Genomic DNA, 22,625 nt, shown 5'->3' with positions numbered 1-22,625 from the left:
GGGCCGGTCCGTACCACCCACCGGTACGGACCGGCCCTTCTGCTTATCCTGGGCCGCATGCTGACCATCACACAGGCCTTGTACGACCAGATCGTCGCCCACGCGCGCGAGGACCACCCCGACGAGGCGTGCGGCGTGGTGGCCGGCCCCGTGGGCGAGGGCCGTCCCGAGCGGTTCATCCCGATGCTGAACGCCGCCCGCTCGCCGACCTTCTACGAGTTCGACTCGCAGGACCTGCTCAAGCTCTACCGGGAGATGGACGACCGCGACGAGGAACCGGTGGTCATCTACCACTCCCACACGGCCACCGAGGCCCACCCCTCCCGCACCGACATCACCTACGCCAACGAACCCGGCGCCCACTACGTCCTGGTCTCCACGGCCGACACCGACGGCGCCGGCGACTTCCAGTTCCGCTCGTTCCGGATCCTGGAGGGAGAGGTGACGGAGGAGGAGGTCAAGGTGGTGGAGGCGTACTGATATCGCATCGCGGGCGAAGAACGTCCAGCAGATGAGATCACACTCCGGATGCCGGACCGGGAATCGATACGATGAGCCCATGGTTCTTCTCGACGTGAGCGAAAAGGCGCCGGGCACGCTGCTCGTGGCGCGCCTGCACGTCGACCTGTGCAGGCTGAACAGCGCCATCTGTTGATCCTCCGCTGCCGCCGTACGGCCGTGAGCCGCGGCGGGCTGCCGCGTGCCGCCGCGCGCCTCACCGAACCCACGACACCTTCCGACAGGAGCCCTCAGCCATGGCCATCGAGGTCCGCATCCCGACCATCCTCCGCCAGTACACCGACGGCCAGAAGGCCGTGGAGGGCACCGGGGACACCCTCGCCAAGCTCTTCGCCGACCTCGAGACCCGGCACGCGGGCATCCAGGCCCGCATCGTGGACGGGGACCAGCTGCGCCGCTTCGTCAACGTCTACCTGAACGACGAGGACGTCCGCTTCCTCGACGGCATCGACACCAAGCTCACCGACGGCGACAGCATCACGATCCTGCCGGCCGTCGCCGGCGGTATGGCCTGATCGGCGATGCGCTACGACACCCCGCTGGCCGCGGTGGGCAACACCCCCCTGGTGCGCCTGCCGCGGCTGTCGCCGTCCGACGACGTCCGCATCTGGGCCAAGCTGGAGGACCGCAACCCGACCGGCTCGGTCAAGGACCGCCCCGCGCTCCACATGATCGAGCAGGCCGAGAAGGACGGCCGCCTCACCCCGGGCTGCACCATCCTCGAACCGACCAGCGGCAACACCGGCATCTCGCTCGCCATGGCGGCCAGGCTCAAGGGCTACCGCATCGTCTGCGTGATGCCCGAGAACACCTCCCAGGAGCGCCGGGACCTGCTCGCCATGTGGGGCGCGGAGATCATCTCCTCCCCGGCCGCGGGCGGCTCCAACACCGCCGTACGGGTCGCCAAGGAACTCTCCGCCGAACACCCCGACTGGGTGATGCTCTACCAGTACGGCAACCCGGACAACGCCGGCGCCCACTACGCCGGCACCGGCCCCGAGATCCTCGCCGACCTGCCCTCCATCACCCACTTCGTGGCCGGCCTCGGCACCACCGGCACCCTCATGGGCGTCGGCCGCTACCTGCGCGAGAACAAGCCGGACGTGAAGATCGTCGCCGCCGAACCGCGCTACGACGACCTGGTGTACGGCCTGCGCAACCTCGACGAGGGCTTCGTCCCCGAGCTGTACGACGCCTCCGTCCTCACCACCCGCTTCTCGGTCGGCTCGGCGGACGCCGTGACCCGCACCCGGGAGCTCCTCCAGCAGGAGGGCATCTTCGCCGGCGTCTCCACCGGCGCCGCCCTGCACGCCGCGATCGGCGTCGGGAAGAAGGCGGTGAAGGCCGGCGAGAGCGCGGACATCGCCTTCGTCGTCGCCGACGGAGGCTGGAAGTACCTCTCCACCGGCGTCTACACGGCGGCCACCACCGAAGAGGCCATCGAGACCCTCCAGGGCCAGCTCTGGGCCTGACGGGGCTCCGGCGCCGGGCGGCCACAGGGCCCGAGGATCCTGACGGGGGTCCGGGGCCGGCCCGGGGCCTGTCCGACAGGCCCTACCTCGCGAGGTGACGGACCTGGTCCCACAGGACCGGGTCCACCACACCCACCCGGCGCCGGAAGTCCCGCACCGGCACCTGGCGCAACTCGTCGGTCTCCAGGAAACTCGTCCGCCCCCGCGCGTCCCCGACCGAGCCCGGCGGCAGGGTGATCACCCCGGCCCGCTCTTCCCGATGCCGGCTGGTGATCTTCGCGACCAGCACCCGCCGCCCGCGCACCGAGACCACCAGACACGGCCGGTCCTTCGCCCCCGCGCTGTCCTCGTACGGCACCTTCGCCCACCAGATCTCCGCGGGCCGCGGCCGCGCCGCCCGCCCTCGCGGACCCGCGGGCCGCCCCGGCGGACGCCGGCTGCCACCGGCCCGGGGAGGCCGGGCACCCCGCCCCCAGCCGTCCACGACCGTGGCGACGAGCGCGAGCACCACCACCGCCGCGAAGGCGAACCACCACCAGGACGTGTCCATACCGACGACCGTACCGGCGCGCCCCAGCACCCCGCGCCCCCTGGGTGGCCCCGCACGCCCCACTTCCAGCCGAACCGGTGACAGCGCAGGTGAGTTCGCCCACAACGGCCCCTGGCGGAGGAGCGACCGAAGGTTTTGCGCCTTACGCTCGACAAACCGCACGACCCCCGTCTCTCCACACGCGCCAGCGGAGGTTTCTGCTTCATGAAGCTCACCGTCGTCGGCTGCTCGGGGTCGTTCCCGTCCGCGGAATCGGCCTGCTCGAGCTACCTCGTCGAGGCCGACGGCTTCCGGCTGCTCCTCGACATGGGCAACGGAGCCCTCGGCGAGCTGCAGCGCCACTGCGGTCTCTACGACCTCGACGCGATCTTCCTCAGCCACCTGCACGCCGACCACTGCATCGACATGTGCGCCTACTTCGTGGCGCGCTACTACCGGCACGACGGCGGCCGCTGCGACCCCCTCCCGGTCTACGGACCCGAGGGCACCGAGCACCGGCTCACCACCGCCTACGCCGACACCCCCTCCGCCTCGTCCATGAGCGAGGTCTTCGACTTCCACACGGTCAAGCCGTCCACCTTCGAGGTCGGCCCCTTCACCGTGCACACCGAACGCGTCGCCCATCCCGTGGAGGCCTACGCCATCCGGGTCGAGCACGGCGGCAGGTCGCTGACCTACTCCGGCGACACGGGCGTCACCCCCACCCTGGACGAACTCGCCCGTGACACCGACCTGTTCCTGTGCGAGGCCGCCTTCACGCACGGCAAGGAGAACATCCCCGACCTCCACCTCAACGGCCGCGAGGCGGGCGAGAGCGCCGCCCGCGCCGGCGCCCGGCGCCTGGTCCTCACCCACATCCCCCCGTGGACCGACCCCCGGGCCAACCTCGCCGACGCGCGCGAGGCCTACGACGGCCCGTCGGAGGTCGCCGCACCGGGCGCGGTGTACCAGATCTAGGGCAGGACGAACAGGCTCCGCCCGGGCACGCCCGACGAGGTCACCCTCTGCGGGGAGCATGACGAGGGCCCCGGAACCGTCCCGGTTCCGGGGCCCTCGTCATGCCTGTCTGCGGCGGGGACTCACGCCTTCGTGAGGTCCTCGACCTCCTCCTCGGGCTCGCGGCCCGGGGTCTTCAGGTTGAACTTGATGATCGCGAAGCGGAACGTCACGTAGTAGATCGCCGCGAACACCAGACCGATCGGGATGATCAGCCATGGCTTGGTGGCCAGATGCCAGTTCAGGGCGTAGTCGATGGCACCGGCCGAGAAGTTGAAGCCGGCGTGCACCCCCAGCCCCCAGGTGAGCGCCATCGAGATGGCGGTGAGCACCGCGTGCAGCACGTACAGGACCGGCGCGATGAACATGAACGAGAACTCGATCGGCTCGGTCACACCGGTGACGAACGAGGTCGCGGCCAGGGAGACCATCATGCCCATCACGGCCTTGCGGCGCTCCGGGCGGGCGCAGTGCGCGATGGCGATCGCGGCGGCCGGCAGACCGAACATCATGATCGGGAAGAAGCCCGACTGGAAGATACCGGCGGACGGGTCACCGGCCAGGAAGCGGGTGATGTCACCGTGCACGACCTCACCGGCGGCGTTCGTGAAGTCGCCGAGCTGGAACCAGGCCACGGTGTTGACGAACTGGTGCATGCCGACCGGGATCAGCGCCCGGTTCACGCCGCCGAACAGGGCCGCGCCACCGGCGCCGAGGCCGGTCATCCACTCGCCGAAGTTGGAGATGCCGGTACCGATGGGCTCCCAGACCAGACCGAAGAAGACACCGACCACGATGCCGACGAAGGCCATGATGATCGGCACCAGCCGGCGGCCGTTGAAGAAGCCCAGCCAGTCCACCAGCCTGGTGCGATGGAACCGCTGCCACAGAACGGCGGAGAGCAGACCCATGATGATGCCGCCCAGGACACCCGGGTCGTTGTACGTCGCCGCGACGTCCGCGCCCTCCTGGACCACCGCCTCGGTGACCGGGAAGGCCTCCAGGACCTTGCTGTAGACGAGGAAGCCGACCACCGCGGCCAGCGCGGTCGAACCGTCCGCCTTCTTGGCGAAGCCGATGGCCACGCCTATGCAGAACAGGATCGGCAGCGAGCCGGTCAGAGCACCGCCCGCGTTGTTGAAGACGGCGGCGACCCGGTCCCAGCCCAGGCCGTCCTTGCCGAAGATGTCGTCCTGGCCGAGCCGGACCATGATGCCCGCCGCCGGCAGCACGGCGATCGGGAGCTGCAGGCTGCGGCCGACCTTCTGCAAACCCTGGAAAAGACCAGAACCCCGCTTCTTTGCGGGGGCCGCCTTGTCGGTGGCGGTGCTCATACTTCCTCCATCGGGTGGTGGTCTACACCACTCAGTGGTGTAGACCTGTTGTAGCACGATGAAGGCCGCGTAAGGAACCCGTGATTCCACGACCGGGTCGCTACGCTCCGTACCCGATCAGAACCCCGCCCGCGCCCGCGCCCGTACCCGTGCGCGTACACGCACGCACCCGCGCGAGGGCGCGCCGAAGGCCCCCGGACCAACGGTCCGAGGGCCTTCGTAAGACCACGGTCAAAGGGTACGTGAGGGACGCATGAGGTCTACACCTTCGTGACGTCCTCCACCTCGTCCTCCGGCTCCCGCCCCGGCGTCTTCAGATCGAACCTCGTGATCGCGAACCGGAAGACGACGTAGTACACCACCGCGAAGCACAGGCCGATCGGAATGATCAGCCACGGCCGGGTCGCCAGGTTCCAGTTGATGACGTAGTCGATCAGCCCCGCCGAGAAACTGAACCCGTCCTTCACGCCCAGCCCCCACGTCACCGCCATCGACACACCCGTCAGCACCGCGTGCACCGCGTACAGCACCGGAGCGATGAACAGGAACGAGTACTCCAGCGGCTCCGTGATGCCCGTCACGAACGACGTCAGCGCCAACGACAGCATCAGACCGCCGACCTCCTTGCGCCGGTGCGGCTTCGCGCAGTGCGTGATCGCCAGCGCCGCCGCGGGCAGCGCGAACATCATGATCGGGAAGAAGCCCGAGGTGAACTGACCCGCGTCCGGATCACCCGCCAGGAACATGTTGATGTCCCCGTGCACCACCGTGCCGTCCGGCTTGGTGTAACTGCCGAACTGGAACCACATCGGCACGTTCAGGAACTGGTGCAGCCCGATCACCAGCAACGCCCGGTTCGCCAGCCCGAACACACCCGCGCCCCACGCGCCGATCCCGGTCATCCAGTCGCTGAAACTCTCCAGCGCGTCACCGATCGGCGGCCACACCCACAGACACAGCGCCGCGAACACGATCGCCACGAACGCCATGATGATCGGCACCAGCCGGCGCCCGTTGAAGAACCCGAGCCAGTCCACCAGCTTCGTCCGATGGAACCGCTGCCAGAAGTACGCCGTCAGCAGCCCCATCACGATGCCGCCGAAAACCCCCGGATTCTGGAAGACGAACGCGGTCACCTCCCCCGAACCGTCGGTCACCCGGCAGCCGACCTGCGGGACCGCCTCCGAACCCTCCGGACAGTCCTCCGGAAACTGCCGCAGCACGTTGAAGTAGACGAGGAACCCCGCCACCGCCGCCAACGCCGTCGAACCGTCGGCCTTCTTCGCCATCCCGATGGCCACACCCACGCAGAACAGCAGCGGCAGCCCCAGCGAACTGTCGAGCAGCGCACCGCCCGCGCCCGTCATCACCTTCGAGACGTTCGACCAGCCGAGACCGTCGTCCCCGAACACGTCCGGCTGCCCCAGCCGGTTGAGAATGCCGGCGGCGGGCAGGACAGCGATGGGCAACTGAAGACTGCGACCCATCTTCTGCAGCCCTTGGAACGCCTTGTTCCAACGGGCGCGAGCGGGACTGGCCGCGCTGTCGGCACTCATCCGGTCTCCATCCGGTCTCGATCCGGTCGCCGGTACACTGGTGTAGACCAGTTGACGGACGGCTCCGCCGTCGTGACGCCATCATTCGCGACAGACCGCAGGATGGCTCGCGAAGATGGGCCAACTGTGGGTTACTGCGACAAAGCGGCTCGGATCAGGGAGAACGAACATGGCCAGCAAGGCTGAGAAGATCGTCGCCGGCCTCGGCGGCATCGAGAACATCGACGAGATCGAAGGCTGCATCACCCGACTCCGCACCGAGGTCAACGACCCCGCGCTGGTCAACGAAGCCGCCCTCAAGGCCGCCGGCGCCCACGGCGTCGTCAAGATGGGCACCGCCATCCAGGTCGTCATCGGCACCGACGCCGACCCGATCGCCGCCGAGATCGAAGACATGATGTAAGGACGCGCAGCACACGCGCGCGGCGCAGAGGGGCCCCTCCCACCACGGGAAGGGCCCCTCACGCGCGCCCGCTAGGCTCACCCGCATGTCACGAATCGACGGCCGCACCCCCCAACAGCTCCGCCCCGTCACCATCGAACGCGGCTGGAGCAAGCACGCCGAAGGCTCCGTCCTCGTCTCCTTCGGCGACACCAAGGTCCTCTGCAACGCCTCCGTCACCGAAGGCGTCCCCCGCTGGCGCAAGGGCAGCGGCGAAGGCTGGGTCACCGCCGAATACGCCATGCTCCCCCGAGCCACCCACACCCGCGGCGACCGCGAGTCCGTCAAGGGCCGCATCGGCGGCCGCACCCACGAGATCAGCCGCCTCATCGGCCGCTCCCTGCGCGCCGTCATCGACTACAAGGCACTCGGCGAGAACACCATCGTCCTGGACTGCGACGTCCTCCAGGCCGACGGCGGCACCCGCACCGCCGCCATCACCGGCGCCTACGTCGCCCTCGCCGACGCCATCACCTGGGCCCAGACCACCAAGAAGCTGATCAAGCCCAGCCGCAAGCCCCTCACCGGCACCGTCGCCGCCGTCTCCGTCGGCATCGTCGACGGCACCCCCCTCCTCGACCTCCCCTACGAGGAAGACGTACGCGCCGAGACCGACATGAACGTCGTCTGCACCGGCGACGGCCGCTTCGTCGAGGTCCAGGGCACCGCCGAGGCCGAGCCCTTCGACCGCGACGAACTGAACGCCCTCCTCGACCTCGCCGCCGCAGGCTGCGCCGAACTGGCGGAACTCCAGCGCAAGGCCCTCGGCATGACTCTCGAAAGCTGAAGAGGGCGCCAAGGCAGGCCAAGGACCACCAAGGGCGCATCAGGAAAAGGCGGCCCGCGCACGCAACTCCGCCGCCCACCCCCGCGTCACTAGCAGTACAGCAGTACCGGAGCACTACGGGCGTACGGCCGGCACACCCGCCGTACGCCCGACGCCGCACCGCACACGGGCCGCCCGGCCCTGTCCCAAGGGGAGGACCGAGACCCATGGCCGCGAGCCGCCACCGACGACTTCGCCGCATCACCGTCACCGCCGCAGCCGTGGCGACCTTCGCCCTGACGACCGGCCTCACCACCGGCTGCGACGCCGTCGACAAGGCGCTCGACTGCGTCCAGACCGCCGACGCCATCGCCGACAGCGTCACCGCGCTCCAGCAGGCCGTGGAGAACGCGTCCAACGACCCGACGCAACTCGAGGAATCCCTCACCTCCATAGACAAGAACCTCGACAAGATCGGCGACCAGACCGACAACACCGACGTCAGCACGGCGGTCGACGACCTCGGCAAGGCCGTCGACAACGTCCGCACCTCCGTCGAGAACGGCGACAGCACCCCCGACCTCAGCCCCGTCACCGACGCGGCGGGCGAGCTGACGAAGGTCTGCACGCCGTAAGGGGAGCGGGTGCGGGGGAACCGGCGGACGCCCGGGATACTGAACCCATGACCCGCCTGATCCTCGCCACCCGCAACGCCGGAAAGATCACCGAACTGAGGGCCATCCTCGCCGACGCGGGCCTGCCCCACGACCTCGTCGGCGCGGACGCCTACCCTCAGATCCCCGACGTCAGGGAAACCGGCGTCACCTTCGCCGAGAACGCCCTCCTCAAGGCCCACGCCCTGGCCCGGGCCACCGGCCTGCCCGCCGTCGCCGACGACTCCGGCCTCTGCGTCGACGTCCTGAACGGCGCCCCCGGCATCTTCTCCGCCCGCTGGTCCGGCACCCACGGCGACGACAAGGCCAACCTCGACCTCCTCCTGGCCCAGCTCTCCGACATCGCGGACGAGCACCGGGGCGCGTACTTCGCGTGCGCGGCGGCCCTGGCCCTGCCCGACGGCACGGAACGGGTCGTCGAGGGCCAACTGCCCGGCATCCTGCGCCACACCCCCGCCGGCACGGGCGGCTTCGGCTACGACCCGATCCTCCAGCCGGAGGGCGAGACCCGCACCTGCGCGGAACTGACGGCGGCCGAGAAGAACGCGATCAGCCACCGGGGGAAGGCGTTCAGGGCGCTGGTGCCGGTGGTGCGGGAGCTTTTGGGTTGACGCAAGAATGAGGGCCCTGCACCTACGATTCATAGGTACAGGGCCCTGTGCGCCCGGTCGGATTCGAACCGACAAACACAACCACCTAAAGATTGCCGCTCGGCCAGTTGGCGTACGGGCGCCCGGCCGGGCCTACTTTACTGGGCGCAGTATGCCGCCGTCGGCCGCCTCGGCACCAGTAGGCAGGACAGTCACGCGCGGAATGCGGAAGGGCCCGTACCGGAAAGCTTCGGTACGGGCCCCGTCGAGAGGGAACTCAGATGCCCAGGTCCTTGATGATCTTGGCTACGTGGCCCGTGGCGCGGACGTTGTACAGGGCGTGTTCGACCTTGCCCGCCTCGTCCACGATGATCGTGGAGCGGATGACGCCCATGTAGGTCTTGCCGTAGTTCTTCTTCTCGCCGAAGGCCGCGTACGCGTCGAGGACCTTCTTGTCGGGGTCGGCCAGGAGGGTGACCTTCAGGGACTCGGTGTCGCGGAACTTGGCCAGCTTTTCCGGCTTGTCCGGCGAGATGCCGATGACGTCGTACCCGGCGTCGGCCAGCAGTTCCAGGTTGTCCGTGAAGTCGCACGCCTGCTTCGTGCAGCCGGGGGTAAGGGCAGCAGGGTAGAAGTACACGATGACCTTGCGGCCCTTGTGGTCGGACAGGGACACCTCGTTGCTGTCGGCGTCCGGGAGGGTGAAGGCGGGGGCCGGGTCCCCGGGCTGGAGTCGCTCGCTCATCGATCCAGCGTAACCGGGGGTCCTGACAGTGCGGCGAGCGTTGGAGCTGACAGACTGTCCGGGACAGCTTCAGCGGATTTCGGAGGCGTACGGTGGCGGACACGTCGGACATCAGAACCCCGGCGCAGATCGAGGCGGACATCAAGCGCCGCCGCGAGGTGCTGGCCGAGACGCTCGACGAGATCGGGATGCGGGTGCACCCGAGCACGATCGTGGGCGATGCGAAGGCCAAGGTCGCTTCCAGCGTCGACCACACCCTCGGACGGGCCTACGTCCAGGTCAATCGTGTGGTCAGCGATGTGAAGTCGCAGTTCGTGGACGAGCAGGGCGCGCCGAGGATGGAGCGGGTCGTGCCCGCCGCGCTCGTCGTGGTCGGGGTCGTGGGGCTGCTGGCCCTGGGTAGTACCCGGCGGCGTGGGCGCTGAGCGGGGGCAGGTAGGTTCGTGGCGTGAGCGCCAAGAAGAACGAGCACAGCTCTCTGGACGACAAGCTGCCCATCCGGATGCTGCACGACCGTGTACTCGTGCGGCAGGACACCGGTGAGGGCGAGCGGCGTTCCGGGGGCGGGATCCTGATCCCCGCCACGGCGGCGGTCGGCAAGCGGCTGGCCTGGGCCGAGGTCGTCGCGGTGGGGCAGAACGTACGGACCGTGGAGCCGGGCGACCGGGTGCTGTACGACCCGGAGGACCGTGCGGAGGTCGAGGTGCGGGGTACGGCGTACGTGCTGATGCGCGAGCGGGACCTGCACGCCGTGGCCGCGGACCGGTTCGAGGGGTCGGAGGATTCGACCGGGCTGTACCTGTAGGACAGCGGCGGACGTAGCCGTCAAAGGGGCTGGTGACCGGTGTCACCAGCCCCTTTGTGCCGGCTTTGCTATCTTGGGAAGCACCCGACGAGACGCGCCGTACCGGGCCAGGAAAAGACGACGCACCACCGTTCAGTTCGTTTCACGGAGGTGCCTGTCATGGCGTGGGTTCTGTTGCTCGTCGCGGGTCTGCTCGAGGTCGGCTGGTCGATCGGGATGAAGTACACCGACGGCTTCACCCGTCTGGTGCCGAGCCTGTTCACCGGTGCCGGGATCGTCGCGAGCATGCTGTTGCTGTCGTACGCGGCCCGGACGCTGCCCATCGGTACCGCCTACGGCGTGTGGGTGGGCATCGGTGCGGCCGGTGCGGCGGTGCTCGGCATGGTGATGCTGGGGGAGCCGGTGACCGCCGCCCGGATCTTCTTCATCTGTCTGCTGCTGGTCGCGGTGGTGGGGCTGAAGGCGACCTCCGGGCACTGACCTGAGAGGTGGCCCGGTCGGTCACTGGCGGCGGGGCGGGATGGGGATGCCGGCGATGGTTCCGGTGTCCCCTTCGTCGTCGTTGCCGCCGTCCGCGCCGGTCGGGTCGCCTTCGCCGTCCTCGGCGCTGTCGCCGCCGTTCGCCGAGTCGTCACCTCCGCCGGTGGGGCCCGGCTCGGTGGTGGCGCCGTCCGAGGTGGGGCCGCCGGCCGACGGGTCGCCGGTGTCGTCGCCGCCGGTGGAGCCGGGCGGGGTGCTGCCGCCGCCGGTCCGGTCGGGGGTGCCGGTGCCCGTGTCCTGGTCGCCGGTCGGGTCGCCGCTGCCGCTTTCGTCGCCGGTTCCGGGTTCGCCGGAGGCCGAGGCGGAGGGGGACTCGGTGACGTTGGCGCCGGACTGGATGCGCAGGTCGAAGTCGGTGACCGGTTCGCCCTTGAGGGCGTTGCGGGTGTACTGGCCCCAGATCTCGGCGGGCGCGCCGCCGCCGTTGATGCGGGGCAGGCCCGTCGCGCCGTAGAGCGACTTGTGGGCGGCGGTTTTCGGGTCCTGGCCCATCACGGCGACGACGGTGGAGAGTTCGGGGGTGTAGCCGGCGAACCAGGCGGCGGTGTCCTCCTCGGCGGTGCCGGTCTTGCCGGCGGCGGGGCGGCCGGCGGCCTGGGCGGCGGTGGCGGTGCCGTTCTGGACGACGCTGCGGAGTACGGATGTGGTGGTGTCGGCGGCCTCGCGGCTGACGGCCTGCTGTTCGCGCCGCTGGGGCAGTTCGACTTCGTGTTTGCCGTCCTTGAGGACCTTCTCGACCAGTGAGTACGTGCCGTGCTTGCCGTGGTTGGCGAGGGTGGCGTAGGCCTCCGCCATGTCGAGGGGGCTCGCGGTGGCCACGCCGAGGGCGATGGAGGGGGAGGGGGTCAGCTCGGGTGTGCTGGGGGAGAGTCCGAGGTCGATCGCGGTCCGCATGACCCGGTCGGAGCCGACGTCGACGGCCATCTGGGCGTACACGGCGTTGATGGACTTGTCGGTGGCCTCGCTGACGGTGACGTCGCCGTAGTCGCGGTGGTCCTCGTTCTCGGGGGCGTAGCGGCCGCCGCTCCAGCCCTGGACGGGGCGTTCGCTGGTGCCGTCGTAGACGGTGCCCGGCTTGATGAGGCGGCCGTCCTGGGTCTTGGAGCCGTTGGCGACGGCGGAGGCGAAGACGAAGGGCTTGAAGGCGGAGCCGACCTGGAAGTCGCGGCGGGTGGCGTTGGGTGTGTACTGCTTGACGTAGTCGATGCCGTTGTACATCGCCACGACCTTGCCGGTCCTGGTGTCGACGGAGGCGCCGCCCGCGCGGACGTAGTTGTCGACCTTGCGGTCCTTCTTGTCCAGTTTGGACATCAGCTTGTCGTCGACGGCTTTGACGAAGGCGTCCTGCTTGTCCTTCTGCAGGGTGGTGGTGATGCGGTAGCCGCCCCGGTCGAGTTCCTCCTCGGCGACGATGTCGTTCTGGACGAGGTGGTTCTTGACGATGTTGACGACGTAGCCGCGCTGTCCGGACATGCTGGTGGAGATGGTGGTCTCCTTGGGCATGGGGAACTTCGCCGCGGCGCGCTCGGACTCGGTGAGCCAGCCCTGGTCGGCCATGCCGTCCAGGACGTAGTTCCAGCGGGACTCGGCGGCGGACTTGTTCTCGGGGTGGGCGACGACGTCGTACTGGCTGGGGGCGTTGAGCAGGGAGGCGAGGTAGGCGCCCTGGGCGGCGGTGAGGTCCTTGGCGTCGATGCCGTAGTAGGCGTGGGCGGCGGCCTGGATGCCGTAGGCGCCGCGGCCGAAGAAGCTGGTGTTGAGGTAGCCCTCGAGGATCTCGCTCTTGCTCTTCTCGCGGTCGAGCTTGATCGAGATGAAGAACTCCTTCACCTTGCGGGTGATGGTCTGGTCCTGCGCCAGGTAGTAGTTCTTGACGTACTGCTGGGTGATCGTGGAGCCGGACTGCTTGCCCTTGCCGGTGGCGGTGTTCCAGCCGCCGCGGATCATCGCCATGGGGTCGATGGCGGATTCGGTGTAGAAGTCGCGGTCCTCGGCGGCCAGGACGGCGTGCTGGGCGTCCTTGGAGATGCGGGCGAGGGCGACGCTCTCCCGGTTGACCTCGCCGTCGCGGGCGAGGACGCTGCCGTCGGCGTACAGGTAGACGTTGCTCTGTTTGGTGGCGAGCGCGTTGGCGGCCGGGATGTGTACCAGGGAGTAGCCGAGGAAGAAGCCGCCGATCAGCAGCAGGACGCCGATGACGCAGGTGCTCAGCACGACGCGCCAGGTGGGGATCAGTCTGCGCCATCCGGTCCGCTTGGTCCGCTTCGCCTTCTTCGGCTTGCTCGCCTGGTCCGGCTTGTGGGGCGCGTCCGGTTTCCCCTCGCCGGCCGCCTGGGGCTTTCTCGGCGCCCAGCCCTTGTTCGGCTGCTGCGGCTGCGGCTCGTCGCTCATCTCGTGCACGGACTCCTGTTTCGCGTCGTACGGTTCGGTCTCGTACGGCCTTGTACGCTTTTGCGGCCTCTGCTCCCTCTGTGCCCTCTCAAGAAGACTCTCGCATCAGGGGTTCCGTTCCCGCTCGCTGGCACACCCGTGAAATCGCGTGGCACGGGTGGTCGCCGTCGCACTAGGCTCCTGCGCTTTGGTGCCTGGCGGAGGAGGGGGCTGTGGGCGTTGGCTCGGGGCGGTTGTACGTTGCCGTCGCGGCGGGGGGATTCCGACGGTACGCGACGTATCGGGCGGCCACCGCCGCCGGGGTGTTCACCAACACGGTCTTCGGTTCGATCCTGGTTTACACCTATTTGGCCCTGTGGGACGAGAAACCGCAGCTCGGGGGCTACGACCAGGCGCAGGCCGTCACCTTCGTGTGGCTGGGGCAGGCCTTGCTGGCGGCGCTGGCCATCGGGGGCGGCGGGTTCGAGGACGAGCTGATGGAGCGCATCCGTACGGGTGACATCGCCGTCGATCTGTACCGGCCGGCGGATCTCCAGCTGTGGTGGCTGGCGGCGGATGTGGGGCGGGCGCTGTTCCAGTTGCTGGGGCGCGGGGTGGTGCCGTTCGTGTTCGGGGCGCTGTTCTTCCCGGTGGCGCTGCCGCGGGAGGTGTCGACGTGGGCGGCGTTCCTGGTGGCGGTGGTGCTGGCGGCGGTGGTGAGTTTCGCGCTGCGCTATCTGGTGGCGCTCTCGGCGTTCTGGCTGATGGACGGTGCGGGGGTGACGCAGATGGCGTACCTCGCGGCGTTGTTCTGCTCGGGGATGCTGCTGCCGCTGAACGTGTTCCCGGGCGCGCTCGGCGAGGTCGTACGGGCGCTGCCGTGGTCGTCGCTGTTGCAGGCGCCGGCGGATGTGCTGCTGGGGGAGGCGGACGCGTGGGGGACGTTCGTTTTCCAGGCGTCCTGGGCGGTGGCGCTGCTGGCGGTGGGGCGGCTGGCGCAGTCGGCGGCGACGCGGCGGGTGGTGGTGCAGGGTGGCTGAGACGGGCGGGGAGACCGAGAAGGCCGGGACGGCCGGGGTGACCGAAACGGCTGGGACGGCCGGGGGGTTCGAGCGGGTGGAGCCGCGTGGCCGGGTCACCGAGGGGGTGCGTGCGTACGGCCTGATCGTCGGGATGTGGATCCGGTCGACGATGGCGTACCGGACGTCGTTCGTGCTGACGACGTTCGGGAACTTCGCGATGACCGCGCTGGACTTCGTGGCGATCCTGCTGATGTTCTCCCGTGTCGACGCGCTGGGCGGCTATTCGCTGGCCGAGGTGGCGTTCCTGTACGGGCTGTCCGGTGTGTCCTTCGGGCTGGCGGACCTGGCGATCGGCTCGATGGACCGGCTGGGCCGCCGGGTGCGGGACGGCACGCTGGACACGCTGCTGGTGCGTCCGGCGCCGGTGCTGGCGCAGGTGGCGGCGGACCGGTTCGGGCTGCGCCGGCTCGGGCGGGTGACGCAGGGGGTGCTGGTGCTGGGGTACGCGCTGGTGGTCCTCGACATCGACTGGTCGGCGGCGAAGCTGCTGCTGATGCCGGTGACGCTGCTCAGCGGGGCGGGGATCTTCTGCGCGGTGTTCGTGGCGGCGGGCGCCTTCCAGTTCGTGGCGCAGGACGCCTCGGAGGTGGCCAACGCCTTCACCTACGGCGGTACGACGATGTTGCAGTATCCGCCGACGGTGTTCGCGCTGGATCTGGTGCGGGGGGTGACGTTCGTGGTGCCGCTGGCCTTCGTCAACTGGCTGCCCGCGAGTTACGTGCTGGGGCGGCCGTATCCGCTGGACCTGCCCGGGTGGGTGGCGTTCACGCCGCCGCTCGCGGCCGTGGCGTGCTGCGCGCTGGCGGGGCTGGCCTGGCGGGCGGGGCTTCGTTCGTATCGGAGTACGGGGAGCTGAGGGAGCTGAGGGAGTTGAGGGGTTTGCGGAAGTCGGGAGAGCCGGAGGAGCCGGGGGCGGCGTGGGCGTTGGCGGGGGGTGGAGGGCAGGGCGTGTCGGGGGTGCCGGCCGAGGCGGGTGCGGCGGGGTCGCGGGCCGGTGCGGGGTTCATCGAGCTGGACGGTGTGGAGAAGGTCTTCGACGTGCGGAAGAAGACCGGTTTCCTGAAGCGGGAGCGGCGGCAGGTGCGGGCCGTGGACGGCCTGTCGTTCACCGTGGCGCGCGGCGAGATGGTCGGTTACATCGGGCCGAACGGCGCCGGGAAGTCGACGACGATCAAGATGCTGACCGGCATCCTGACGCCGAGCGGGGGCCGGCTGCGGGTGGCCGGTATCGATCCCGCGCGGGAGCGGATCCGGCTGGCGCACCGCATCGGGGTGGTGTTCGGGCAGCGGACGACGCTGTGGTGGGACCTGCCGCTGATCGACTCCTACCGGCTGATGCACCGTATGTACCGCATCCCGGACGCCCGTTACCGGGAGAACATGGACCGCTGCGTGGAACTCCTCCAGCTGCGGGAGCTGCTGGACGTGCCGGTGCGGCAGCTGTCGCTGGGCCAGCGGATGCGCGGCGACATCGCGGCGGCGCTGCTGCACGACCCCGAGGTGCTGTACCTGGACGAGCCGACGATCGGCCTGGACGTGGTGTCGAAGGCCAAGGTGCGGGGTTTCCTGCGGGACTTGAACACGGAGAACGGCACCACGGTGCTGCTGACCACGCACGACCTCCAGGACATCGAGCAGCTGTGTTCCCGGGTGATGGTGATCGACCACGGGCGGCTGATGTACGACGGTCCACTGGACGGGCTGCACGAGGCGGGGGAGAGCGAGCGGACGCTGGTGGTGGACCTGGAGCGCGAGTTGCCGCCGATCGACGCGCCGGCGCCCGCCCGGGTGGTGCGGGTGGAGGGGCCGCGGCAGTGGCTCGCGTTCCCGGCGTCGGCGTCGGCGGCGGGGCTGGTGGCACGGATCGCGGCGGAGTATCCGCTGGTGGACCTGTCGGTGCGGGAGCCGGACATCGAGTCGGTGATCGCCAAGATGTACGCGGAACGCGCGGGCGCGTAGTGCCCGGCGCGGTGACCTCGTAGGCTGATCGCATGACCGACGACGCCCCGGAACTCCGCGCATCCGACGCCGACCGCGAACGAGTCGCCGAGGTCCTGCGGGACGCCCTCGCGGAGGGGCGTCTGGACATGGCCGAGTTCCAGGAGCGGCTGGACACCACGTACAGCGCGCGGACGTACGGGGAGCTGGCGCCGATCACCCAGGACCTGCCGGCCGGCGGGGCGGGCGTGGCGCCCCGGGTGTCGATGACCAAGGAGCCCGAGGGGAGCGCGGACTGGGCGGGCCGGATCACCGGCGGCGAGGGATCGTCGTCGTGGGCGGTCGCCGTGATGTCCGGCTTCCAGCGCAAGGGGCGCTGGACGGTGCCGAGGCGCTTCAACTCGGTCGCGTTCTGGGGCGGCGGGGACATCGACCTGCGCGAGGCGAACTTCGCCGACCGCGAGGTCGTGATCAACTGCGTGGCGATCATGGGCGGGATGAACGTGATCGTGCCGCCGGGTGTCGAGGTGATCGTGCGCGGCGTCGGCGTCATGGGCGGCTTCGACCACCGCGAGGAGGGCGTCCCCGGGGATCCGGGCGGGCCGCGTGTCATCGTGACCGGGTTCGCCCTGTGGGGCGGGGTCGGTGTCGAGCGCAAGCTGACGAGGGCGGAGCGGCAGCGGCAGAAGGAGGAGCGCCGGCAGGAGAAGCTGGAGCGCCGGGCCGCGCGGAAGGGGCTGCACTCCTCGTTCCGGGAGGAAGTGGAGGGGGCCCACGACCGGATGCTCGAGGGCCATCGGGACCTGCTGCGCGAGCACCGCGACGAACGCCGCGACCAGCGCGAGCTGCGCCGTGAGGAGCGGGACCGCCGCAGGCGGGGCGAGGACTGAGGGGGGCGCCGCCGGGCGGATCGCCCGTGAGCCGCGGCCTCGCGAGGGGAGCTCGCCCGTCGTGCCCGTGTGCTCCTCGCCGCCCCGGCGTCCGCTGGACCGTGCGGGTGTCCACCGGTCACGGCGCCCGGAGCCTCAGCAGTGGGACCCGTCGCCGGCGCGGCGGATCCGCGGTGTCCGGGCCGGCGTCGTTGAGCGGAGGTCGCGCACGGCGGCCCTCGTGCCGGCGGTGGTGGCCCTGACCACGGTGGCCGTCGGCGTCGTACTGCTCGTCTTTGGACGGGGCGGGTGACGGGCGCGGACCGCAGTGGCGGTGTGCGCCGCCGGTGACCTGCCGCGCGTCGCGGACAGCACAGCCACTGCGGGCGGGCGCGTCCCCCTCGGCGCCACGGTCCTCGCTCACCGGGCTGCCCGCCCCGGTCACAGCTGGATCGGTGCCGCGCCCTTCAGGTCGTCCAGGTCGAGGAGTCGGCCCATCCGCGCGTAGCCCTCGTCGCTGGGGTGCAGGTGGTCGCCGCTGTCGTACTCGGCGCGCAGCCGGCGCGGGTCGTAGGGGTCGCGCAGGGCCTTGTCGAAGTCGACGACCGCGTCGAACACGCGGCCCGAGCGGATCTCCTCGTTGATCTCCTGCCGCATCGTCTCGCGGTCCGGCGTGTAACCGCCGTAGCCGCCGAACGGCATGATCGTCGCGCCGACGGCCTTCAGCCCGCGGGCGTGGGCCTGGTCGACCAGGGTGCGCAGGCCGTCGAGGATGCCGTCCCGGTCGGCGAGTTCGGGGCTGTGCAGGATGTCGTTGACGCCGAGGACGATGACGACGACCTTGACGTTGGTGCGCTCCAGCACGTCCCGCTCGAACCGGCTCAGCGCGCTGGGGTTGTCGGCGGGCCGGCCGGTCCTGCCGGTCAGGACGCGGTTGCCGCTGATGCCCTGGTTGACGACGCTGTAGCGGGGCGTGTCCCGTCCGGCCCCGGCCGCGTCGTGCAGGCGCTCGGCGAGGACGTCGGTCCAGCGGTTGTTGGCGTCCACCTCCGAGCCGAAACCGTCGGTGATCGAGTCGCCGAGGGCGACGACGGTGCCGTCGGCCTCGTGGCTCAGCACGTCCAGCGCGGTCAGGTAGCGCCAGTAGCGGGTCTCGGTCGTGTACGCGACGGCGGTGACGTCCGCGGTGCGCTCGCCGTCGGCGACGTAGCTGGTCTGCCGTGCGTGCGGGTGGTAGGTGACCGGTCCGGACGGTACGGGGGAGTAGGTGGTGACCAGGACGTCCGCACCGTACGGGACGGTGACGCGGGCGATGTCGCTGATCACCTGTCCGCCCGCCGGGATGACGACCCGGGGGCTGCCGCCGAAGGTGAGCCGGCGCATGGTGTCGGCGAGCGCGGCGGCGGTGTCGGGGCCGTCGGCCAGGGCGATGGTGGCGTGCGTGACGGTCAGCGGGGACTGGCCGTAGAGGTTGGACAGGGTGATCCGAGCGCTGGTGCCGCCGATACTGGTGTGTACGACGTTGCGCACCGAGCGGCCCGCCATGCCGGTCGCCTCGGTGCCCGGTTCGGCCGCCGCCGGGGAGGTGGACCAGGCGCCGACCCAGGTGCCGGTGGAGGCGGGAGCGGCGTCGCCGCGCGGGAAACGACCCCCGGCGAGCGGTGTGCGGTCCTTGGTGCCGTCGTCGGCGGAGGCTCCGGCGTATATGGCCGCGGAGATCGCCACGATCAGGGTGACGACCGCCGCGAGCAGGGCACGGTGTTTGGTGGGGGGTGTCCCCGAACCCCCGTCACGACCCCGGGTCATGCTGTGTTGTTCTCCTCGGGCGAGGGGAGCCCGAAGCTCCGGTCCGATGAACCCATGATGCGTCATGGGCGGGGGGAAAGGCCGCAGGACCCCCCACGCGCTTCCCTCCGGGACAGACGCCGGGAACTTGTGTTCCGTTCCAGGAGTCGGTCAGGAAGGGACAATGTGTCCGGGACGGATCAGCGAACGGTGGAGTGCATGGAACGCGCGAAAGCGGAACTTCCTGAGGGTTCCGGAGGCACCGGGCGGGACGCCGGGGCGGGCACGGGAGGTGCCGGGGAATCCGCCGGGAGGAACGGGCGAACCGCCCCGGGCACCGGCGCCGTACGCGACCGCGCGATGACGGCCTTCAGCCCGGCCGACGAGGTCAAGCGCCGCGGCGTGCGCCGCATGAAGCTCACCGCCACCGGCCTGCTGCTGTTCGTCGCCGTGGTCTACGTCCTCGCCGAGTGGGCCTCCCACCGGGGCGCGGGCGCCTGGGCGGGCTATGTCGCCGCCGCGGCGGAGGCCGGCATGGTCGGCGCGCTCGCCGACTGGTTCGCGGTCACCGCCCTCTTCCGCCACCCGCTGGGCATCCCCATCCCGCACACCGCGATCATCCCGAAGAAGAAGGATCAGCTGGGCGTCTCGCTGGGCGAGTTCGTCGGCGAGAACTTCCTCTCCGAGGACGTCGTACGCGGGCGGCTGCGCGCCGTCGGCATCGGCAGCCGGCTCGGCGCCTGGCTCGCCGTCCCGGAACACGCCGACCGGGTGACGGCCGAGCTGTCCGCCGCCCTGCGCGGCGCGCTCACCGTGCTGCGCGACTCCGACGTGCAGGCGGTGGTGGGGGAGGCGATCACCCGGCGGGCCGACGCCCAGGAGATCGCCCCCGGCATCGGCAAGCTGCTGGACCGGATCGTCGCCGACGGCGGACACCGGCGGGCCGTCGACCTGATCGTCTCCCGCGCCCACGACTGGCTGATCCTGCACGGCGACTCCGTGATGGACGCCGTACAGGGCGGGGCACCCGGATGGACGCCCCGGTTCGTGGACAAGAAGATCGGCGACCGCGTCTACAAGGAGCTGCTGCGCTTCGTCACCGAGATGCGCGACATGCCGGCCCACCCGGCGCGCGGCGCCCTCGACCGCTTCCTCACCGACTTCGCCTCCGACCTCCAGTCCGACACGGAGACACGGGCGCGTGTGGAGCGGCTGAAGACCGAGGTGCTGGGCCGCGGAGAGGTCCAGGACCTGATCGCGTCCGCCTGGACGGCCGTACGATCCATGATCGTCTCGGCGGCGGAGGACGAGCGCAGCGAACTGCGCATGCGGGTGCGGGCCTCGCTGCTGTCGCTGGGCGCGCGGATGGCCTCCGACGCCAAGGTGCAGGGCAAGGTCGACTCGTGGGTCGAGGGCGCCGCGGTGTACGTGGTGACCACCTACCGCGGGGAGATCACCTCCCTGATCACCGACACGGTGGCGGGCTGGGACGCCGAGCACACCACGAAGAAGATCGAGGCGAACATCGGCCGGGACCTCCAGTTCATCCGGATCAACGGCACGGTGGTCGGCTCGCTGGCCGGGCTGCTGATCTACACGGTCTCCCGCATGCTGGGGGCGTAGGGCCCCTCCGAAGAGCGGGCCCCGCGGCCTCCCGGCGCGGCGGGCCCTCCCGGTGCGGCGGGCGTGTCCCTCCGGGACCAGGGCACACGGGAGGCGTTCGCTCGACGGAGAGGGAGCCATGACAGCGGAATCGTCGTCGCCGGGCCCGACGCCCGCCTCCACCGGCACCGTCACCACGGCCGTCCCGGCCCGGCTGGACCGGCTGCCGTGGTCACGGTGGCACTGGATGATCGTGATCGGCCTGGGCACCGTCTGGATCCTGGACGGCCTGGAAGTCACGATCGTCGGCAACGTGGCCGGCCGCATCGCCGAGGAAGGCAGCGGCCTGGACATCAGTTCGGCCCAGATCACCGGTATGGCCGCCGCCCTGTATGTGGCGGGTGCCTGCTCCGGGGCCCTGTTCTTCGGCTGGCTGACCGACCGTTACGGCCGCAAGAGGCTGTTCATGGTGACGCTGGTCGTCTACCTGGCGGCGACGGCGCTGACCGCGCTCTCCTTCGAGACCTGGTGGTTCTTCCTCTTCCGCTTCCTCACCGGCTTCGGCATCGGCGGCGAGTACGCGGCGATCAACTCGGCGATCGACGAGCTGATCCCGTCCAAGTACCGGGGCCGGGTCGACCTCATCATCAACGGCAGCTACTGGCTCGGCGCGATCGGCGGCGCCCTGCTGTCCATCGTGATGCTGGACACCGACATCTTCCCCAAGGACCTCGGCTGGCGGCTCAGCTTCGGCCTCGGTGTGGTCCTGGGCCTGGTTATCCTGCTCGTGCGCCGGCACGTCCCGGAGAGCCCACGCTGGCAGTACATCCACGGCCAGGGGGAGAAGGCCGACGCCCTCGTGTCCTCCGCCGAACGGGAGATCGAGAAGGAGAAGGGCGAGAAGCTGCCGCCACCGGCCGGTGAGATCACCATCCACCAGCGCAAGAGCATCGGCTTCGGCCTGATCGCCAAGACCGTCTTCCGCGGCTACCCGCGGCGCGCGGTCCTCGGCCTCTCCCTCTTCATCGGCCAGGCCTTCCTCTACAACGCCATCACCTTCGGCTTCGGCACCATCCTCATCACCTTCTTCGACGTGCCGACCGGCAGCACCGGCTACTACTTCGCCGTCATCGCCGCCGGCAACTTCTGCGGCCCGCTGCTCCTCGGCCCGCTCTTCGACACGGTCGGCCGCCGGATCATGATCTCCAGCACGTATCTGCTCTCCGGCATCCTGCTCTTCGGCACGGCGTACCTCTTCGACCAGGGGTCGCTGACGGCCACGACGATGACGGTCTGCTGGTGCGTGGTGCTGTTCTTCGCGTCGGCGGGCGCCTCCAGCGCGTACCTGACGGTCTCCGAGATCTTCCCCATGGAGACCCGCGCCATGGCCATCGCCTTCTTCTACGCCATCGGCACCGCCGCCGGCGGCATCAGCGGCCCGCTGCTCTTCGCCAGCCTCACCGAGTCCGGCGTGGTCGGCGACACGGTCCTGGCCTTCCAGATCGGCGCCGGGCTGATGTGCGCGGCCGGCCTGGTGGCGGCGTTCCTGGCGGTGAAGGCGGAACGCCGCTCGCTGGAGGACATCGCGGAGCCGCTGTCGGTGGTGCGCGGGGAGCCGGCGGGACCGGCGGACTCGGCGGGAACGCCGGGGTCCGGCACGACGGGCGCGTAGCGTCGGTCCGTACCGTCGTCCAATCCGTCAGTACGGTCGTACGCCGTCCCGCCGCCGGACCGGCCGACCGTGAGGAGCTGCCCGATGACCATCCGCCGGATCGTCCCCAACATCCAGGTCGAGCGCGAGGAGGGGCTGGGCGGGAGCCGTGACTTCTACGGCCTGCTGGGCTTCGAGGAGGTGATGGACATGGGCTGGGTGACGACCCTGGCCTCCCCGTCCAACCGTTCCTATTCAGTGTGCAGGAGTGAGTCCTGGACCCATTCCTGCACACTGCGGACATCCCGAACGGTGTTGGGTGTCCTGGTCGCCCGCGTT

24 protein-coding genes, 1 tRNA gene, 1 pseudogene and 1 riboswitch are annotated in these 22,625 nt (G+C 70.2%); of the genes and pseudogenes, 19 read left to right on the top strand and 7 right to left on the bottom strand.

Translation table 11 applies throughout. From position 1 onward, the window contains the following. Positions 1-57: 57 nt before the first annotated feature. From ACH4NX_RS30830 to ACH4NX_RS30815, 4 genes are all read left to right on the top strand, one after another. Positions 58-480 (top strand): M67 family metallopeptidase, encoded by a 423-nt coding sequence (locus tag ACH4NX_RS30830; protein ID WP_351400952.1) that lies wholly within the window; start codon positions 58-60, stop codon positions 478-480. 79 nt (positions 481-559) lie between these two features. Beyond that, positions 560-655 carry a putative leader peptide gene (locus ACH4NX_RS30825; RefSeq protein ID WP_310873142.1) on the top strand — a complete coding sequence of 32 codons (96 nt, stop codon included), beginning with the start codon at positions 560-562 and terminating at the stop codon, positions 653-655. Positions 656-755: 100 nt separating this feature from the next. Next, entirely contained in the window at positions 756-1,034 is a 279-nt protein-coding gene (locus ACH4NX_RS30820) for a MoaD/ThiS family protein (protein WP_351400954.1), read from the top strand. Between the two features lie 6 nt (positions 1,035-1,040). Continuing rightward, positions 1,041-1,991, top strand: a complete 951-nt coding sequence (locus tag ACH4NX_RS30815; RefSeq protein WP_351400955.1) for a cysteine synthase — start codon at positions 1,041-1,043, stop codon at positions 1,989-1,991. Between the two features lie 82 nt (positions 1,992-2,073). Here ACH4NX_RS30815 and ACH4NX_RS30810 read toward each other — a convergent pair whose 3' ends face one another. After that, positions 2,074-2,541 (bottom strand): type II toxin-antitoxin system PemK/MazF family toxin, encoded by a 468-nt coding sequence (locus ACH4NX_RS30810; RefSeq protein WP_398129563.1) that lies wholly within the window; start codon positions 2,539-2,541, stop codon positions 2,074-2,076. Between the two features lie 204 nt (positions 2,542-2,745). Here ACH4NX_RS30810 and ACH4NX_RS30805 point away from each other — a divergent pair, with 204 nt between their 5' ends. After that, on the top strand, positions 2,746-3,498 hold the full coding sequence (locus ACH4NX_RS30805; RefSeq protein ID WP_351400958.1) for an MBL fold metallo-hydrolase: 753 nt from the start codon (positions 2,746-2,748) through the stop codon (positions 3,496-3,498). A 122-nt stretch (positions 3,499-3,620) separates the two neighbouring features. Here the strand turns inward: ACH4NX_RS30805 and ACH4NX_RS30800 are convergent, their stop codons facing one another. Further along, positions 3,621-4,871, bottom strand: a complete 1,251-nt coding sequence (locus ACH4NX_RS30800; RefSeq protein WP_351400959.1) for a PTS transporter subunit EIIC — start codon at positions 4,869-4,871, stop codon at positions 3,621-3,623. A 260-nt stretch (positions 4,872-5,131) separates the two neighbouring features. Beyond that, complete coding sequence (locus ACH4NX_RS30795; protein ID WP_351400960.1) at positions 5,132-6,427, bottom strand: PTS transporter subunit EIIC; 1,296 nt, start codon at positions 6,425-6,427, stop codon at positions 5,132-5,134. Positions 6,428-6,596: 169 nt separating this feature from the next. Between ACH4NX_RS30795 and ACH4NX_RS30790 the strand changes: the two genes are divergently transcribed. From ACH4NX_RS30790 to rdgB, 4 genes are all read left to right on the top strand, one after another. Continuing rightward, positions 6,597-6,830, top strand: a complete 234-nt coding sequence (locus ACH4NX_RS30790) for a glucose PTS transporter subunit EIIB (RefSeq protein ID WP_064728108.1) — start codon at positions 6,597-6,599, stop codon at positions 6,828-6,830. 85 nt (positions 6,831-6,915) lie between these two features. After that, positions 6,916-7,656, top strand: a complete 741-nt coding sequence (gene rph / locus ACH4NX_RS30785; protein WP_351400961.1) for a ribonuclease PH — start codon at positions 6,916-6,918, stop codon at positions 7,654-7,656. Positions 7,657-7,862: 206 nt separating this feature from the next. Next, positions 7,863-8,270 (top strand): hypothetical protein, encoded by a 408-nt coding sequence (locus ACH4NX_RS30780; RefSeq protein WP_398129564.1) that lies wholly within the window; start codon positions 7,863-7,865, stop codon positions 8,268-8,270. A gap of 47 nt (positions 8,271-8,317) precedes the next feature. Further along, positions 8,318-8,920 (top strand): RdgB/HAM1 family non-canonical purine NTP pyrophosphatase, encoded by a 603-nt coding sequence (gene rdgB, locus ACH4NX_RS30775; protein WP_351400964.1) that lies wholly within the window; start codon positions 8,318-8,320, stop codon positions 8,918-8,920. A gap of 48 nt (positions 8,921-8,968) precedes the next feature. On the opposite strand, the gene ACH4NX_RS30770 is transcribed toward rdgB, so the two are convergent. Both ACH4NX_RS30770 and bcp read right to left on the bottom strand, forming a co-directional pair. Continuing rightward, a tRNA-Leu gene (locus ACH4NX_RS30770) sits at positions 8,969-9,042 on the bottom strand. Between the two features lie 134 nt (positions 9,043-9,176). Next, positions 9,177-9,644, bottom strand: a complete 468-nt coding sequence (bcp, locus tag ACH4NX_RS30765) for a thioredoxin-dependent thiol peroxidase (RefSeq protein WP_398129565.1) — start codon at positions 9,642-9,644, stop codon at positions 9,177-9,179. Positions 9,645-9,736: 92 nt separating this feature from the next. Between bcp and ACH4NX_RS30760 the strand changes: the two genes are divergently transcribed. From ACH4NX_RS30760 to ACH4NX_RS30750, 3 genes are all read left to right on the top strand, one after another. Further along, a complete protein-coding gene (locus tag ACH4NX_RS30760) occupies positions 9,737-10,069 on the top strand; it encodes a DUF3618 domain-containing protein (RefSeq protein WP_279559646.1) in 333 nt (110 codons plus the stop codon). Between the two features lie 77 nt (positions 10,070-10,146). Then, on the top strand, positions 10,147-10,449 hold the full coding sequence (locus tag ACH4NX_RS30755; RefSeq protein ID WP_386310258.1) for a GroES family chaperonin: 303 nt from the start codon (positions 10,147-10,149) through the stop codon (positions 10,447-10,449). Between the two features lie 62 nt (positions 10,450-10,511). Beyond that, positions 10,512-10,576, top strand: a riboswitch (guanidine-III (ykkC-III) riboswitch). Positions 10,577-10,608: 32 nt separating this feature from the next. After that, on the top strand, positions 10,609-10,929 hold the full coding sequence (locus tag ACH4NX_RS30750; RefSeq protein WP_351400967.1) for an SMR family transporter: 321 nt from the start codon (positions 10,609-10,611) through the stop codon (positions 10,927-10,929). Positions 10,930-10,950: 21 nt separating this feature from the next. Here the strand turns inward: ACH4NX_RS30750 and ACH4NX_RS30745 are convergent, their stop codons facing one another. After that, positions 10,951-13,380 (bottom strand): transglycosylase domain-containing protein, encoded by a 2,430-nt coding sequence (locus ACH4NX_RS30745; RefSeq protein WP_398129566.1) that lies wholly within the window; start codon positions 13,378-13,380, stop codon positions 10,951-10,953. Positions 13,381-13,592: 212 nt separating this feature from the next. Here ACH4NX_RS30745 and ACH4NX_RS30740 point away from each other — a divergent pair, with 212 nt between their 5' ends. The 4 genes from ACH4NX_RS30740 (at position 13,593) to ACH4NX_RS30725 (ending at position 17,269) form a co-directional block, all read left to right on the top strand. Continuing rightward, positions 13,593-14,399, top strand: coding sequence for an ABC transporter permease (locus ACH4NX_RS30740; RefSeq protein WP_398129567.1), 807 nt, complete (start codon positions 13,593-13,595; stop codon positions 14,397-14,399). Between the two features lie 37 nt (positions 14,400-14,436). Then, entirely contained in the window at positions 14,437-15,297 is an 861-nt protein-coding gene (locus tag ACH4NX_RS30735) for an ABC transporter permease (protein ID WP_398129574.1), read from the top strand. Positions 15,298-15,389: 92 nt separating this feature from the next. Then, entirely contained in the window at positions 15,390-16,400 is a 1,011-nt protein-coding gene (locus ACH4NX_RS30730; RefSeq protein ID WP_351400971.1) for an ABC transporter ATP-binding protein, read from the top strand. Between the two features lie 32 nt (positions 16,401-16,432). After that, on the top strand, positions 16,433-17,269 hold the full coding sequence (locus ACH4NX_RS30725; RefSeq protein WP_398129568.1) for a DUF1707 domain-containing protein: 837 nt from the start codon (positions 16,433-16,435) through the stop codon (positions 17,267-17,269). A 420-nt stretch (positions 17,270-17,689) separates the two neighbouring features. Here the strand turns inward: ACH4NX_RS30725 and ACH4NX_RS30720 are convergent, their stop codons facing one another. Then, positions 17,690-19,054, bottom strand: coding sequence for a GDSL-type esterase/lipase family protein (locus tag ACH4NX_RS30720; RefSeq protein WP_398129569.1), 1,365 nt, complete (start codon positions 19,052-19,054; stop codon positions 17,690-17,692). Between the two features lie 198 nt (positions 19,055-19,252). Here ACH4NX_RS30720 and ACH4NX_RS30715 point away from each other — a divergent pair, with 198 nt between their 5' ends. From ACH4NX_RS30715 to ACH4NX_RS30705, 3 genes and pseudogenes are all read left to right on the top strand, one after another. Continuing rightward, complete coding sequence (locus ACH4NX_RS30715; RefSeq protein ID WP_398129570.1) at positions 19,253-20,656, top strand: DUF445 domain-containing protein; 1,404 nt, start codon at positions 19,253-19,255, stop codon at positions 20,654-20,656. Between the two features lie 118 nt (positions 20,657-20,774). Further along, on the top strand, positions 20,775-22,307 hold the full coding sequence (locus tag ACH4NX_RS30710; protein WP_351400975.1) for an MFS transporter: 1,533 nt from the start codon (positions 20,775-20,777) through the stop codon (positions 22,305-22,307). Between the two features lie 84 nt (positions 22,308-22,391). Beyond that, positions 22,392-22,532: pseudogene (locus ACH4NX_RS30705) on the top strand (glyoxalase); the annotation flags it as partial. Positions 22,533-22,625: the final 93 nt, after the last annotated feature.

The organism is Streptomyces sp. NPDC017225, assembly GCF_044331465.1.
In the GTDB taxonomy this organism is placed as follows: Bacteria; Actinomycetota; Actinomycetes; order Streptomycetales; family Streptomycetaceae; genus Streptomyces.
Note: the sequence above shows the minus strand (reverse complement) of the source record. Positions and strands in the feature narration are given on the sequence as shown.